At 70.4% G+C, this 14617-nt stretch carries 13 protein-coding genes; 1 reads left to right on the forward strand and 12 read right to left on the reverse strand.

The window, feature by feature from the left end; translation table 11 throughout:
* Nucleotide 1: 1 nt before the first annotated feature.
* The 5 genes from ACIBG8_RS17410 to ACIBG8_RS17430 all read right to left on the reverse strand — a co-directional run bounded on the left by ACIBG8_RS17410 (nucleotide 2) and on the right by ACIBG8_RS17430 (nucleotide 4917).
* On the reverse strand, nucleotides 2–1153 hold the full coding sequence (locus ACIBG8_RS17410) for a glycerate kinase (protein WP_397343741.1): 1152 nt from the start codon (nucleotides 1151–1153) through the stop codon (nucleotides 2–4).
* 113 nt (nucleotides 1154–1266) lie between these two features.
* Entirely contained in the window at nucleotides 1267–2958 is a 1692-nt protein-coding gene (gene gcl / locus ACIBG8_RS17415; RefSeq protein ID WP_397343949.1) for a glyoxylate carboligase, read from the reverse strand.
* 2 nt (nucleotides 2959–2960) lie between these two features.
* Complete coding sequence (locus ACIBG8_RS17420; RefSeq protein ID WP_397343742.1) at nucleotides 2961–3812, reverse strand: NAD(P)-dependent oxidoreductase; 852 nt, start codon at nucleotides 3810–3812, stop codon at nucleotides 2961–2963.
* Nucleotides 3788–4540 (reverse strand): hydroxypyruvate isomerase family protein, encoded by a 753-nt coding sequence (locus tag ACIBG8_RS17425; protein ID WP_397343743.1) that lies wholly within the window; start codon nucleotides 4538–4540, stop codon nucleotides 3788–3790. Before ACIBG8_RS17425 ends, ACIBG8_RS17420 begins: the two co-directional genes overlap by 25 nt.
* Entirely contained in the window at nucleotides 4537–4917 is a 381-nt protein-coding gene (locus ACIBG8_RS17430; protein ID WP_397343744.1) for a gamma-glutamylcyclotransferase, read from the reverse strand. The genes ACIBG8_RS17425 and ACIBG8_RS17430 overlap by 4 nt, the downstream gene beginning before the upstream one ends.
* 181 nt (nucleotides 4918–5098) lie before the next feature.
* Here ACIBG8_RS17430 and ACIBG8_RS17435 point away from each other — a divergent pair, with 181 nt between their 5' ends.
* Nucleotides 5099–6250, forward strand: coding sequence for a winged helix DNA-binding domain-containing protein (locus ACIBG8_RS17435; protein ID WP_397343745.1), 1152 nt, complete (start codon nucleotides 5099–5101; stop codon nucleotides 6248–6250).
* A gap of 16 nt (nucleotides 6251–6266) precedes the next feature.
* On the opposite strand, the gene ACIBG8_RS17440 is transcribed toward ACIBG8_RS17435, so the two are convergent.
* The 7 genes from ACIBG8_RS17440 to ACIBG8_RS17470 form a co-directional block, all read right to left on the reverse strand.
* Nucleotides 6267–6692, reverse strand: a complete 426-nt coding sequence (locus ACIBG8_RS17440; RefSeq protein ID WP_397343746.1) for a GNAT family N-acetyltransferase — start codon at nucleotides 6690–6692, stop codon at nucleotides 6267–6269.
* A 10-nt stretch (nucleotides 6693–6702) separates the two neighbouring features.
* Nucleotides 6703–7779: an XdhC family protein gene (locus ACIBG8_RS17445; protein ID WP_397343950.1), complete on the reverse strand. Its 1077-nt coding sequence runs from the start codon at nucleotides 7777–7779 to the stop codon at nucleotides 6703–6705.
* A gap of 211 nt (nucleotides 7780–7990) precedes the next feature.
* Complete coding sequence (locus ACIBG8_RS17450; protein WP_397343747.1) at nucleotides 7991–9400, reverse strand: NCS2 family permease; 1410 nt, start codon at nucleotides 9398–9400, stop codon at nucleotides 7991–7993.
* Between the two features lie 108 nt (nucleotides 9401–9508).
* On the reverse strand, nucleotides 9509–11806 hold the full coding sequence (locus ACIBG8_RS17455; RefSeq protein WP_397343951.1) for a xanthine dehydrogenase family protein molybdopterin-binding subunit: 2298 nt from the start codon (nucleotides 11804–11806) through the stop codon (nucleotides 9509–9511).
* A gap of 71 nt (nucleotides 11807–11877) precedes the next feature.
* Entirely contained in the window at nucleotides 11878–13248 is a 1371-nt protein-coding gene (locus ACIBG8_RS17460; RefSeq protein ID WP_397343952.1) for an 8-oxoguanine deaminase, read from the reverse strand.
* A gap of 41 nt (nucleotides 13249–13289) precedes the next feature.
* Complete coding sequence (locus tag ACIBG8_RS17465; protein ID WP_397343748.1) at nucleotides 13290–13760, reverse strand: (2Fe-2S)-binding protein; 471 nt, start codon at nucleotides 13758–13760, stop codon at nucleotides 13290–13292.
* Complete coding sequence (locus ACIBG8_RS17470; protein WP_397343749.1) at nucleotides 13757–14614, reverse strand: FAD binding domain-containing protein; 858 nt, start codon at nucleotides 14612–14614, stop codon at nucleotides 13757–13759. The genes ACIBG8_RS17465 and ACIBG8_RS17470 overlap by 4 nt, the downstream gene beginning before the upstream one ends.
* Nucleotides 14615–14617 lie beyond the last annotated feature (3 nt).

Genomic DNA, 14617 nt, shown 5'->3' on the forward strand with positions numbered 1-14617 from the left:
GTCACTCTCCCTGGAGGCGTTCTGCCGCGATGCGGGCGGCCAGGCGCTCCAGGAGCGGGCCTGCCTCCGCCATGCAGACGGCTGGGTCGGGTTCGAGGTCGGTGAGCGCGTAGGCGGCCTCGATGCCCGCCGCCCCGAGCTCCTCGTCGGACAGGGTGCGCCTGCCGCAGACGGCGATCACCGGCACACCGGCCTTGGCCGCCGCCTGGGCGACGCCGACGGGGGCCTTGCCGCGCAGCGACTGCTCGTCCAGCGAGCCCTCGCCGGTGATGACGAGGCGCGCTCCGGTGACGTGGTCGCCGAAGCCGAGCAGGTCGAGGAGGTACTCGATGCCGGGCTGGATGTCGGCGTGCAGGAAGGCGAGCGCGGCGAAGCCCACTCCCCCGGCAGCGCCCGCGCCGGGCGCTCCCGCGACGCCCATCGGGCGCGGGCGGTCGTCGTGCTCGACGGCGCCCATGAGCCCGTGGGTACGGCTGGCCACGGCGGCGAGCCGCGACAGCGCCTTCTCGAGCACCTGGACGTCGTCGGGGGTCGCTCCCTTCTGCGGGCCGTACACCGCTGCGGCACCGTGCGGGCCGAGGAGGGGGTTGTCGACGTCGCTGGCGACGACGAACTCCACGCCTTCGACGTCGAGGAACCCGCTGGTGTCGATGCGGGCCAGGTCCTTGAGAGCCGCGCCGCCCGGGGGGAGTTCGGATCCGTCCTCGGCGAGGAAGCGCGCGCCGAGGGCCTGGGCCATGCCCGCTCCCCCGTCGGTGCAGGCGCTGCCGCCCAGACCGAGCACGACCCTGCGGGCCCCCTTGCGCACGGCGTCGGCGATCAGCTCGCCGGTGCCGAAGCTGGTGGAGGTGAGCGGCTCCAGCCCACCGGGCAGCCGCCTCAGCCCGGAGGCCTCGGCGAGTTCCACGACGGCGGTGTCACCCTGACGGGCGTAGGACGCCTCGACCTGAACCCCGGTGGGCCCGGTCACCTCAAGAGTGACCCGCTCGAAGCCACAGGCCACGACGGCGTCCACGGTCCCGTCACCGCCGTCGGCCACGGGCAGCTCCACCGTCGGAACCCCCAGCCCGGCCGTCACCCTGGCCGCAACCTCGGCCGCGGTCAGAGAACCCTTGAACTTGTCCGGCGCAACCAGGACATGCTGACTCACCACGAACTCCCACAAGCTGATGGACAATGGTCGGACACGCCGTCCTGCCCGGTGCGAGCGGGCAGGACGGCGTCCCTCATCATCACAGCAGTTCCTTATCCCACCCCACCGAACCCCTAGGGGACGGGCTCGAACTCGCGGACCGCGTCGATGGAGACGCCGTGCGGGGTGTTGGCCTCCCGCTCGATCATGATCTCCACGAGCACGGGCCTGGAGATGCGCGCCGACTCCTTGGAGGCCCACTCCAGAGCGTCGTGGATCTCGGCCGGGTCGAACACGCGGCGCCCGGCGCAGCCGTACGCCTCCATGATCTTGACGTTGTCGGTGCCGAACTCGTCGTAGTGGATGTTGACCTGGTAGTTCATCTCGTCGTAGCCGATCGAGGCCTGCCGGATGAGCCCGAGGTACTCGTTGTTGAGCATGATGAGCACGAACGGCACGTTGTACTGCGCCGCCACGGCCAGCTCCTCCACGAGGTACTGGAAGCCGTAGTCGCCGACGACCCCCACGACCTGCGAGGACGGCGAGGCCTTCTTGACGCCGATCGCGGCCGGGATCTCCCAGCCCAGCGGCCCGGCCTGACCGCACACCTGGTAGCGGCGCGGCTTCCCGGCCTTCTGGTGCTGCCCGCCCCAGATCTGGTAGAGCCCGATGGCGGTGACGAAGTAGGTGTCCTCGTCGAAGAACTCGTTGATCTCCTTGTAGACGCGGGGCGCCTTGACCGGGATGTCGTCGTAGTCCTCGCGGCGCGTGAGGGTCCGCTTGAGTTCCCGCACCCGATCGACCCATGACGAGGGGGTACGGCTGACGCCGCGCCGCTTGGCGAGGTCGAGGATCGCGCGGAGGAACAGCTTGACGTCGGACACGATGCCCAGGTCGGGCTCGAAGACCTTGCCGAGCTGCGTCGGCTCGATGTCCACGTGGATGAACTGCCGCGTGCCGCGGTAGACGTCCAGCGTGCCGGTGTGCCGGTCGCCGAACCGAGCGCCCAGGGCGAGCACCAGGTCCGACTCCAGGAACGAGGCGTTGCCGTACCGCTGGGACGTCTGGATGCCCGTCATGCCGGAGAACAGCGGGTGGTCCTCGTCGATGGAGCCCTTGCCCATGAGCGTGACCTGCACCGGCACCTGGAGCAGCTCGGCCAGCTCGCGCAGCTCGGCTGAGGCCTCGGCGATGATGACGCCGCCGCCGGACAGCAGCAGCGGCCGCTCGGCCGCCAGCAGCAGGTCGAGCGCCTTCTCCACGCGCGGCAGGTGCGGCTCGACCGCGGCGATCGGCAGAGCGGCGTCGATCGCGGGGTCGTACTCGATGAGCTGCTTGGCCACGTCGACCGGGATGTCGATCAGCACCGGGCCCGGACGGCCGGAGCGGGCGACGCGGAACGCCTCGCGGAAGATCCACGGCGCCTGCGCCGCCTCCTTGATCTGCACGGCCCACTTGGTGACCGGCTTGGCGATCTCCACGATGTCGACCGCCTGGAACGCCTCCTGGTGCAGCTTGGTGGAGACGGCCTGGCCGGTGATGCAGATGATCGGGATCGAGTCGGCGAGCGCGGTGTAGAGACCGGTGATCATGTTGGTCCCGGCCGGGCCGCTGGTGCCGATGGCGACGCCGACGCGGCCGTTGGTGCGCGCCCAGCCGTCGGCCATGTGGGTGGCGCCCTCCTCGTGCCTGACGATGAGGTGCTCGATGCCGCCGAGCTCCTCCATCGACTTGTAGAGGGGCAGGATCGCCGCTCCCGGGCAGCCGAAGGCGACATCGACGCCCTCGTCCTTCAGGACGTGGACGACGGCGTTCATTGCTGGCATCTTCATCGCGACAACCCTTCGATCACCTTGAGCAGCGCCGAGTGGTCCAGCGAGCCGTACCCCTGGGCCCTGGCCGACGCGATGAGCTGCGCCGTCAGCGCGCCCATGGGGATGGCCACCTCGGCGCCGCGTGCGGCGTCGAGGATGATGCCCATGTCCTTGTGGTGCAGGTCGATGCGGAAGCCGGGGGTGAAGTCCCTGGCCAGCATCGAGTCCCGCTTGATCTCGAGGATGCGGCTGGCGGCCAGGCCGCCGGCGAGCACGTCGAGCCCGGCCTTGGCGTCCACGCCCGCCGCCTCCATCATCACGATGGCCTCGGCGACCAGCGCGTAGGTGCCGCCGACGACGAGCTGGTTGGCCGCCTTGACGTACTGTCCCGCTCCGGGGCCGCCGACCAGCTTGAAGGTCCTGCCGACCGCCTCGAAGATCGGCGTTGCCGCCTCGAAGTCCTCTGCGGCGCCGCCGACCATGATGGACAGCACGCCGTCCACCGCGCCCTTCTCGCCGCCGGAGACGGGGGCGTCGAGCGCCCGCTTCCACTGCGAGGCGACCTGCTGGGAGGTCTGCGGGGTGATCGTGGAGAAGTCGATGTACAGGGCGTCCGCAGGCGCGTGTGCCGAAATTTCGGGGAACACGGCGAGGACCTGGGGGTCGGCGGGAAGCATCGTGATGACGACCTCGGCGTCCCTTACGGCTTCCGCCACGCTGGCGGCGAAGGCGCCGCCGAAGTCGACCGGCGCGAGGTCGTAGCCGGTGACGTCGTGGCCCGCTTTCACCAGATGTCCGGCCATGGGGCGGCCCATGATGCCAAGCCCGATAAATCCGATCTTCACGCTGCAAACTCCTTGATCCATTGGAAGTCGGGCGTCGGGTCCTTGTACTCCAGGCCCACCCAGCCCTCGTAGCCCTCGAGCAGCTCCTTGAAGGGCAACTCACCGCTGCCGGGCCGTCCGCGCCCCGGGTTGTCGGCGATCTGCACGTGCCCGGTGAGCGGGTGGTGCAGCGCAGCCGTCAGGTCCTCGCCCATGCGCGCCAGGTGGTACAGGTCGCACAGGAACCGCACGTTGGGCTCGCCCACGCCCTCGATCACGTCCACGGCCGCCTTGACGGAGACCAGCGGGTACGACGGCGACTCGTAGCTGTTGAGCGCCTCGACCAGCACGACCGCGCCGATCGCCGCCGCCTTTCGCGCGGCGAGCGCCAGGTTCTCCAGGGCGATCGCGTCCTGCTCGACCCCGTCGACGTTGTTGCCGTAGAGGGCGTTCAGCGCCTTGCAGCCGAGCCGCTCCGCGATGCCGACCGCGACGTCGAGGTTGTCGCGCAGCCGTACGGCGTCGCCGGGGCGGGAGAACAGGCCGCGTCCCCCCGAGGGGATGTCGTCGACGAAGTTGAGCCCGACGAGCTGCACCCCGGCGTCCTCGACGGCGGAGACGAACGCGTCGACCTCTCCGTCATCGGGTACGGCGTCGGCGAACGGCCACCAGAACTCCACCCCGTCGAACCCGGCCGCCCTCGCGGCCGCCGGCCGTTCCAGAAGGGGCAGATCCGTGAACAGGATCGAGCAGTTGACGTCGAATCTCATGCGGTCCTCTCTCGATATCTCCGCCAGCTGCCGTCCTCGGTGATGTCGAGCAGCTGGACGTGCGAGGTGTTCGGCCGCCGCAGCAGCATCGCCAGCGACGAGGTGCCGTCGGCCAGCTCGATCACGCCGAGCTCCAGCTCGGGCGGCTCGGACGGCAGCACCTTGTCGCGCAGGACGTCCATGTCGACGTCGAACAGCTCGCCGGCGATCTCGGCGCCGCCGTGGGCGACGGGCTGGAGCGCCGGGCACTGGTCGCCGACGGAGTAGAAGCGGTACTTCGGCGCGGTCGTGGTCTCGGCGACGAACGGCGCCCCGTCGAGCAGGTGGTGCAACGGTTCGCCGCGCATCGCGCCGCCATTGAGGAACATCAGGGCCATCGCAGGCTTCTCCCAGAACGTCGGGGGGCCCGTAGGTCTGCCGGTCGCCGGCAGCGCGGTACCTGGTGGCTTTGGTGACATTCAGTACACACAACGCGTCGTTCACCGGTCTAGCGGCAAGAACTCCGAAGCTGCCCGCCGTCGATCTCGCTCCTGTTGTGCGTTCGTCTAGGCTCGCCCTGTGACGGATGGACGGCTGATCACGACCCGCGAACGACGTTCCAGGCTGGGTGTACGGCACGCCCTGGCCAAGCGCGCGGACACGGCGCAGGAGGCTGCAGCCGCGGTGGTGGCGCTGCACGGCACCGATCCGGCGACCGTGTTCCTGTCGGCCGGCGCGCGCCTGTCCGCGCCGGGACCGGGGCCGGTCGAGCGGGCGTTGTACGAGGACAGGACGCTCGTACGGATGACCGGCATGCGGCGCACCGTCTTCGTGGTGCCGCGCGCCCTGGTGCCCGTCCTGCACCATTCGAGCGCGCTGTCCATCGCCGTCAAGGAACGCAAGAACCTGCTCAAGCAGACGGGCATGACCGAGGACTGGCTCGCCGAGACCGAGCTGCTCCTCCTCGCCGCGCTGGCCGAGCGGGAGATGGCGACGGCGACGCAGCTCGCCGAGGCGGTGCCCAGGCTGCGCCAGCAGTTCGTCTACGGCGCCGGCACGGCCTACGAGACCACGCAGAGCGTCGGCTCCCGGGTGCTCTACCTCATGGGGATGCAGGGGCAGATCGTCCGGCACGGCCGTCCAGGCGGCACGTGGATCAGCGGGCAGCACCAGTGGGCCGCCTCGCCCGGCGTCGAGCACCTGGACGTGCGGGCGGCGCAGGCGGAGCTCGTGCGGCAGTGGCTGGGCGCGTTCGGTCCAGGCACCGAGGCGGACCTCAAGTGGTGGACCGGGTGGACGCTCGGCGACGTGCGCAAGGCGCTGGCCGCCGTGTCGGCCGTGCGGGTGCGGCTGGAGGAGGGCGTCGGCTACGTGCTGCCCTCGGACGTGGAACCCGCGTCCGAGGCGCGGCCGTGGGCGGCGCTGCTGCCCGCGCTCGACCCGACGCCGATGGGGTGGCAGGGGCGCGACTGGTACCTGCCCGCTTCCTTGCGCGCGCTGCTGTTCGACCGGTCGGGGAACGTGGGGCCGACGGTCTGGTGGAACGGCGAGGTGGTCGGCGGGTGGGCGCAGCGGCCCGGCGGGGAGGTGGTGACGCGGCTGCTCGTCGACGTGGGGGCGGAGGCCTCGGCGGCGATCGCGTCCGAGGTTGCCGGGCTGGCCGGGTGGCTGGACGGGGTGCGGGTCACCCCGCGGTTCCGCACGCCGCTGGAGCGCGAGCTGTCGGCCTAGCCGTACTTCAGCCTTTCTAGCCGTACTTCAGGCCGAAGGCCGACAGGCCTTGCTCGTGGTGTTCGATCATGCCGTGCTTGCGGTAGAAGGCGTGGTTCAGCCTTCCCTCCGGAGTGGACTCGTGGTCGGTGGTGAGGATGAAGTGGCGGCAGTGCGCGTAGCGCTCCTTGAGGTGCTCCAGGAGCTTCCCGCCGACGCCCTTCCCCTGGTGTTCGACGTCGACCAGCAGTTCCTGGACGTAGCAGATCAGCTCGTCGTCGGACACCGTCCTGGCCAGGCCGAGCAGGGCGCCTGACTCGTCGCGGGCGGTGATGACGACGTGCGAGTTCGCCAGGGCGCGCAGGACCTTGGGGACGTCGTTCGCCCAGTCGCGCCAGCCGACCGAGGAGTACAGCTTGAAGATCTCGTCCTGGTCGAAGGTGGTTTCTGGGGAAATCAGCACGCCGGTGATCCTAGGCGCTCAGCCGTACCGGGGTGTGGATGGGGCCCGAGGTGGTGGTCAGAGGAAGGCAGGTGCCGCCCCTGCGCAGGGCCACCAGCTCGGCGGTGATGGACAGGGCGGTCTCCTCCGGCGTACGCGCGCCCAGGTCGAGGCCGATCGGGGAACGCAGCCTGGACAGCTCCTCGGGGGTGAGGCCTGCCTCGGTCAGCCTGCGCATGCGGTCGTCGTGGGTACGGCGGGAGCCCATCGCGCCCACGTAGGCGGCCTCGGTGCGGAGCGCCACCTCCAGGAGGGGGACGTCGAACTTGGCGTCGTGGGTGAGCACCGCGATCACCGTGCGTGCGTCCACCTGGGTGCTCTCCAGGTAGCGGTGCGGCCATTCCACGACCACGTCGTCGGCGTCGGGGAAGCGGCGCTTGGTGGCGAAGACCGGGCGTGCGTCGCAGACGGTGACGTGGTAGCCGAGGAACTTGCCTGCCCTGGTGAGGGCGGCGGCGAAGTCGATCGCGCCGAACACGATCATCCTGGGGGGTGGGGTGTGGGTCTCGACGAACACCTCGACCCTGGTGTCACCGCTGCAGAGGTCGCGCAGGGCGGTGGTTCCTGCATCGAGCATGGCTCTGGCTTCGGCGATCGCGGTGGTGTCGAGGTCGCCTTGGACGCTGCCCACGTGGCGATCGGGCCAGACGGCGATCGCCCCGTCTCCGGTCGTCGCTCTGACGAGGGCGACGGGCTCGTTTTCGTGTACGGCACGCAGGTGTGCTTCCAGGGCGGGGTCCCCCGAGGGCCAGACGAGGACCTCGATGACGCCGCCGCAGGTGAGACCCACGGCGAAGGCGTCGTCGTCGCTGTAGCCGAACCGTTGCCTGATCGGCTCGCCGTCCTCGATGGCCTGGAGGCAGAGCTCGTAGACGGCGCCCTCGACGCAGCCGCCGGAGATGCTGCCGATGGCGGTGCCGTCTTTGGAGACGGCCAGGGCGGCGCCTGGTTGCCTGGGGGCGCTGCCGCTGACGTCGATGACTGTCGCCACCGCGAACGGCGTGCCGTCGGCCAGCCATGCCCGCAGGTCTTCCACGAGTTCCCGCACTGTCGTCTCCTCCTTGCCGCCGTCCACCTTGCGCCGAACTCCGCCGTACCACTCCTCGCCGACCCGGCGCTCGGAGAGCAGCCCCGAAGGGACGGGCACCGCACCGCTCGCCCACCCGGCGCTTGGAGTGCGCCCCTGCAGGGGCGCACCCGCTTGCGGTGCGTCCCCAGGAGGACCGCTCCCCGTGAGGCCTACACTCTGCACCGCTCGGTCAGGCGATCAGGCCTTCGATGAAGCCGATGCCGAAATACGCCACGAAGATGGCGCTGATCACCCACAGCAGCCAGTGGATCTGGTCGAAGCGCCCACGCGCCGCCTTGATGACCGTGTACGCGATGATGCCCGCGCCCACGCCGTTGGTGATCGAGTACGTGAAAGGCATCAGGGCGACCGTCAGGAAGGCGGGGATCGCCAGCTCCAGGTCGTCCCACTCGATCTTCCTGGCCACCGTCATCATCAACGCCCCCACCAGCACGAGCGCCGGTGCCGCCGCCTGGGCGGGAACCACGGCGGCGAGCGGGGTCAGGAACATGGCACCACCGAACAGCACGCCGGTCACCAGGCTGGCGAGGCCGGTGCGAGCGCCCTCCCCAACCCCGGCGGCCGACTCGACCACGATGGTGTTCGCCGACCCACCCGTGGCGCCGCCGATGATCGCGCCGAAGCCGTCGATCGTGAGGATCTTGCCGACGCCCTTGATACGACCCTCGGAGTCGGCCATGTCAGCCTCCTCGCCCACGCCCAGGATGGTGCCCATGGCGTCGAAGAAGCCCGACAGCACCAGCGTGAAGAGCACCACCGTGGCCGTCAGGACGCCGGCCGTACCGAACCCGCCGAACAGGTCGACGTTCAGCAGCGAGCTGAAGTCAGGCGTCGCGACGAGCTGGTCGGGCATCTTCGGCGTGACCACGCCCGGCCACTTGATCCCCGACACGAGCGCGTTGACCACGATCGCCAGGATCGTGGAGGCCACGATGCCGATCAGGATGGCCCCGGGCACCTTGCGGACGAACAACGCGAACGTCAGCAGCAACCCGAAACCGAACACCACCATCGGCCACCCGACCAGGTGCCCGCCCTCGCCCAGGGTGACGGGCGTGCCCGCGCCCTTCCCGACGAACCCGGCGTCCACCAGGCCGATCAGCGCGATGAACATGCCGATGCCGACGCCGATGGCGTGCTTCAGCGGGGTGGGGATGGCGTCCATGATGAGCTGGCGGATGCCGGTGAGCGCGAAGATCACGATCACCACGCCCTCCAGCACGACCAGGCCCATCGCCTGGTCCCACGTCATGTGCGGCGCCGCCTGGAAGGCGACGACGGGGGCGATGCCGAGCCCTGAGGCCAGTGCGAACGGCGCGTTGCCCACCAGCCCCATGAGGATCGTGGTGATGGCGGCCGACAGCGCGACGGCGGTGGTGAGCTGCGGGATGCTGAGCGTCGCACCCGTGACGTCCTTGGCGCCGCCGAGGATGATCGGCACGAGCAGGATGACGTACGCGACGGCCACGAAGGTGGTGATGCCGCCGCGCACCTCCCTGCCCACCGTGGTGCCTCGGCCGGTCAGGTCGAAGAACCGGTCCAGCGCGCCGGTGGGGGGTTTGGTCTGCAGTTGGGTCATGGTCGGGGCCCTCCTCAGGGCATGGTCGACCTGCGGCGTGGCGCCGCTGGCGAGTTGTGGAGTCTGTCCCGCGCAAGAGGGGGGTGCGGGCTGCCCCTGTTGGTCAACTCAGCCGGTGATGTGTTCCGGCCGTACCGGCACCCTGTTCAGTGCCAGACCCGTGGCGTCGCGGATGGCCGCGACGATGGCGGGGGTGGAGGAGAGCGTGGGTGGCTCTCCGGCTCCACGCAGCCCGTATGGGGCGCGCGGATCGGCGTGCTCGAGGATCTCCAGCCGCATGGGCGGCATGTCGAGGATCGTGGGGATGAGGTAGTCGGTGAACGAGGGATTGCGCACCTTGCCGTCCTTGACCACGATCTCCTCCATCACCGCCAGGCCGAGCCCCTGTGCGGTGCCGCCGTGGATCTGGCCCTCCAGCGCGAGCCGGTTCATGATCCTACCGACGTCCTGGACGGCGGCGAGCTCGACCACCTTCACCAGGCCGAGCTCGACGTCGACGTCGACGACCGCCCGGTGCACGCAGAGGCCGAACTGGGTGTGCGAGTCGCCCCTGCCGGTGACCTTGTCCATCCCGGTGGTGGGGTGGTGGTGGTACTCGCGGGTCTCCTCGATGACGTCGTCACCGAGAGCGTCCTCGATGGAGAGCAGTACGCCCTCGCTTTCCGAGACGACTTTCCCCCCGACGAGCGACAAATCGTCCAATGTCCGTCCGAGGTGCGACGCCACGAGCGAGAAGACCCGCTCCCGTACGGCTTCGCAGGCCGTCTTGATCGCGCCGCCGGTCATGTACGTCTGGCGCGAGGCCGACGACGAGCCCGCCTCCCCGACCGCGTTGTCCGCCGGGTGGATGACGACCCGCTCGACTCCCAGCTCGGTGCGAGCGATCTGGGCTTCGATGGTCACCAGCCCCTGGCCGACCTCGGCGGCGGCGGAGTGCACGAGGACCGTGGCCGCTCCGCCGATGACCTCCAGGCGGACCTTGGCGGTCGAGTAGTCGTCGAAGCCCTCGGAGAAGCAGATGTTCTTGAGGCCGACGCCGTAGCCGACGCCCCGCCGTACGCCCTCGCCGTGCGTGGTCTGGGATGCGCCACCCGGCAGGTTCCTGATGTCGGACACATCAAGCGATGGCGGCATCGGCAGCTCGCGGGCCTGCTGCAGCATCTCCTTGAGCGGGTTCGGCGCCCACAGGATCTGCCCCGTGGCCAGTTCCGAGCCCTGCTTGGCCGCGTTGATCTGGCGGATCGTCACCGGGTCGATCCCGCAGGCCTCGCCGAGCTTGTCCATCATCGACTCGTAGGCGAAGCACGCCTGCACCGCGCCGAAGCCGCGCATCGCGCCGCACGGCGGGTTGTTGGTGTAGACGCCGTACGCGTCGATCGCGACGTTGGGGATCTCGTACGGGCCGACGCCGAGCGAGGCGGCGTTGCCGACGACGTTCAACGTCGCCGAGGTGTAGGCGCCGCCGTCCAGGAGGATCTCCACCTCGGCGTAGACGATCTTGCCGTCGCGGGTGGCGCCGTACTCGTAGCTCATCTCGGCCGGGTGGCGGTGCACGTGGCCGAAGAACGACTCGTACCGGTTGTAGACCATCTTGATGGGCTTGCCGGTGTGCAGGGCGAGCATCCCGGCGTGGATCTCCATCGACAGGTCCTCGCGGCCGCCGAACGCGCCGCCGACGCCGGACAGGGTCATGCGGATCCGGTCCTCTTCGAGGCCGAGGCAGGGGCCGATCTGCTTGAGGTCGTTGTGGATCCACTGGGTGGCGACGTACAGGTCGAGGCCGCCGTCCTCGGCCGGGATGGCCAGGCCGGACTCCGGGCCGAGGAAGGCCTGGTCCTGGATGCCGACCTCGTAGGTGCCGGTGACCACGACCTCGGCCAGCGCCTTGCCGGCCTCGACGTCGCCGAGCCGTACGGGCTGGTGGCGGGCCGGGTTGGGGCGCTGCTGCACCTGCGGGTAGGTGGGGTCGAACGCGGCGCGCCGGGCGTCGGTGAGGGGTTCGAGGATCTCCCACTCGATCGCGATGAGGTCCAGCGCGCGGCGGGCGATCTCCGGGTGGTCGGCGGCGACCAGGGCGATGGGCTCGCCCTGGTGGCGGACCTCGCCGATGGCGAGGACCGGCTGGTCCCAGGTGAGGTCGTGGCCGTAGTGCTTGACCCCGGGCACGTCCTCGTGGGTGAGTACGGCGTGCACGCCCGGATGGGCGAGCGCGGGGGCGGTGTCGATGGAGACGATGCGCGCCCTGGGGTGCGGGCTGCGCAGGGTCGCGCCCCACAACATGCCCTCGACCCACAGGTCGGAGGAGTAGGCGAACTCCCCCTTCACCTTCAGGGTCCCGTCGGGCCTGAGCGGGCTGTCGCCCACTCCCCCAGTGCCCTGAGCCGCGATGTCACTCGGCGCCCTCAAAGGCGTCGTCTTCGCCGCTGGCGCGGCAAAGACAGTCGTGCTGTGCTTGTGGGTGCCCTCGCTTCGCTCGGTCACTGGTGAACCTCCTTCGCTGCGGTGAAGCCCTGTTCCTGGGCCAGGCGCATCAGGCGGCGGTGCGCGTCGGCCCCCGAGCGGCCGACGGCGTCCTGGGAGACGGTCTTCAGCTCGTCGTTCTCGACGATCGTGTCGCCGCCGACCAGCAGGCGGGCGAGCGGGAGCTGCGGGCCGAAGACCAGCGCGCAGACCGGGTCGGTGACGGCCGAGGTGAAGGCTCCGTCGACCCGCCACAGGGCGATGTCGGCGAGCTTGCCCACTTCGAGGGTGCCGAGCTCGTTCTGGCGGCCGAGGTTGCGCGCGCCGCCGAGCGTGGCCATCTCCAGCGCCTGGCGCGCGGTCAGCGCGGTCGGTCCGTAGCGGGCCCGCTGGAAGAGCATGGCCTGGCGCATCTCCCCGGCCATGGGGGTGAGCTCGGAGGAGGCGTTGCCGTCCACGCCGAGGCCGACGTTGGCCCCGCGCCTGAGCATCTCCGAGACCCGGGCGATGCCCGCGCCGAGCCGTCCGTTGGAGGAGGGGCAGTGCGCGGAACCGGTGCCGGTGGCGGCGAACTTGTCGATGTCGGAGTCGCTGAGGTGCACGGTGTGCGCGAACCACACATCCGGGCCCAGCCAGCCGAGCTTCTCCATGTAGTCGGTGGGACGCAGGCCGAACTGCTCGACGCAGTGCTCGTCCTCGTCCAGCGTCTCGGCCAGGTGGGTGTGCAGCCGCACGCCCTTGGACCTGGCCAGGGAGGCTGCCTGGGTCATCAGTTCGGCTGAGACGGAGAACGGCGAGCAGGGGGCGACGGCCACGCGCAGCTTCGAGGAGAACGACGGGTCGTGGTAGGTGTCGATGGCCTCGGCCGTGGCGTCGAGGATCTCGTCGAGCCCCTCGACCACGACGTCCGGCGGCAGGCCGCCCTGCGACTGGCCGCGGTCCATGGAGCCGCGCGCCGGGTGGAAGCGGATGCCCAGGTCGCGGGCCGCCTCGATCTCGGCGGCGAACAGGTCGCCGCGGCCCTTGGGGAAGACGTAGTGGTGGTCGCTGGACAGGGTGCAGCCGGACAGCGCCAGGTAGCCGAGGCCCGCCGAGGCCGCGCCGTGCACGACCTCCGCGTCCATGGCGGCCCACACCTGGTAGAGCGAGACCAGCCACTCGAACAGGGTGGCGTCCTGGGCGAGACCCTGGGAGGCCCACTGGTAGAGGTGGTGGTGGGTGTTGACCAGGCCGGGGGTGGCCAGCATGCCGGTGCCGTCGATACGGGTTTCCGAACCGGTGTGCGCTTGGGACATCGGGCCGATGTCCGCGATCCCGTCCCCTTCGATACGGATATATCCGGACTCGATCTCGGGCGAACCGACCGGGGCGATGTAGACGTTCTCGATGATCACAGATGCTGTGCTTATGGTGCTCTCGCTTCGCTCGATCACAATGCGGCCTTTCGGGACGCGGCCAGCCGTACCGCGTCGAGGATCTTCTCGTAGCCGGTGCAGCGGCACAGGTTGCCCGCGAGCGCCTCGCGGATCTCCGCGTCCGACGGGTCGGGCACGGACTCGATCAGCGCGTGGGCCTGCACGACCAGCCCAGGCGTGCAGAACCCGCACTGCACCGCGCCGCACTCGACGAACGCCTCCTGCACGGGGTCGAGCTTCTCCCCGCCGGCCAGGCCCTCGACGGTGCGCACCTCACGCCCCTCGACCTGGCCAGCGGCCACGAGACACGAACACACGGGCGTGCCGTCCAGATAGACCGTGCACGAGCCGCACTCGCCCTGCTCGCAGGCGTTCTTGGAGCCGGGCAGGCCCATACGCTCGCGCAACACGTAAAGGAGGCTCTCGCCCTCCCACACGTCGTCGACGGACTCCGGGCGGCCGTTGACGGTGACGTTCACCCTCATGCTGCACGAACCCTTCGGTAGTCGTTCCAGGCCCAGGTCAGGGTCCTGCGGGCCATCACGGCGATGGCGTGCCTGCGGTAGTCGGCGGTGCCGCGCACGTCGTCGATCGGCGAGGCGGCGGCCGAGGCGAGCTCGCCGAACCGCTTGAGCAGCGCGGGGTCGAGCCTGGAGTCCCAGTCGAGCTCCTGCGCGAGGAAGTCCTCGGCCTCCAGCGCCCGTCGCGGCGTGGGGGCGGCCGAGCCGATCCCGGTGCCCACGCGGCGCTCGGACGGGTGCAGCGCGACGGCGAAGGAGCACACCGCGATCACCATGGCATTGCGGGTGCCGACCTTGGAGAAGTACTGCGGGCCGTCGGCGGGCTTCATGTGGAAGGCCCTGATGAGCTCGCCCGGCTGCAACGCGCTCCGCTTGACCCCGAGGTAGAACTCGTGTGCCGGGATCATCCGCGTGCCGTCGACGGACGCCACCTCGACGACGGCGTCACCGGCCAGCAGCGGCGGGTGCGCGTCACCGGCGGGCGAGGCGCCGCCCAGGTTGCCGCCGACCGTGCCGCGGTTGCGAATCTGCGGCGAGCCGACCGTGCGCGACGCCTGGGCCAGGCCGGGCAGCACGTCGCCGAGCTCGGCGATGATCCGCACGTACGGCACGCCGGCCCCGACCCGGTAGACGCCGTCGACCAGCTCCCAGGTGAACAGCTCGCCCACCTGGTTCAGGTCGAGCAGCGCCGAGGGCCGGTGCACGTCGAAGTTGATCTCGACCATCACGTCGGTGCCGCCCTGGATGGGTACGGCCTCGGGCCGTTCCGCCTTGGCGGCGAGCGCTTCGTCCCACGTCGTGGGGCGCAAGAAGTCCATGTC

This window comes from Nonomuraea sp. NPDC050556, from assembly GCF_044457355.1.
Lineage (GTDB): Bacteria > Actinomycetota > Actinomycetes > Streptosporangiales > Streptosporangiaceae > Nonomuraea.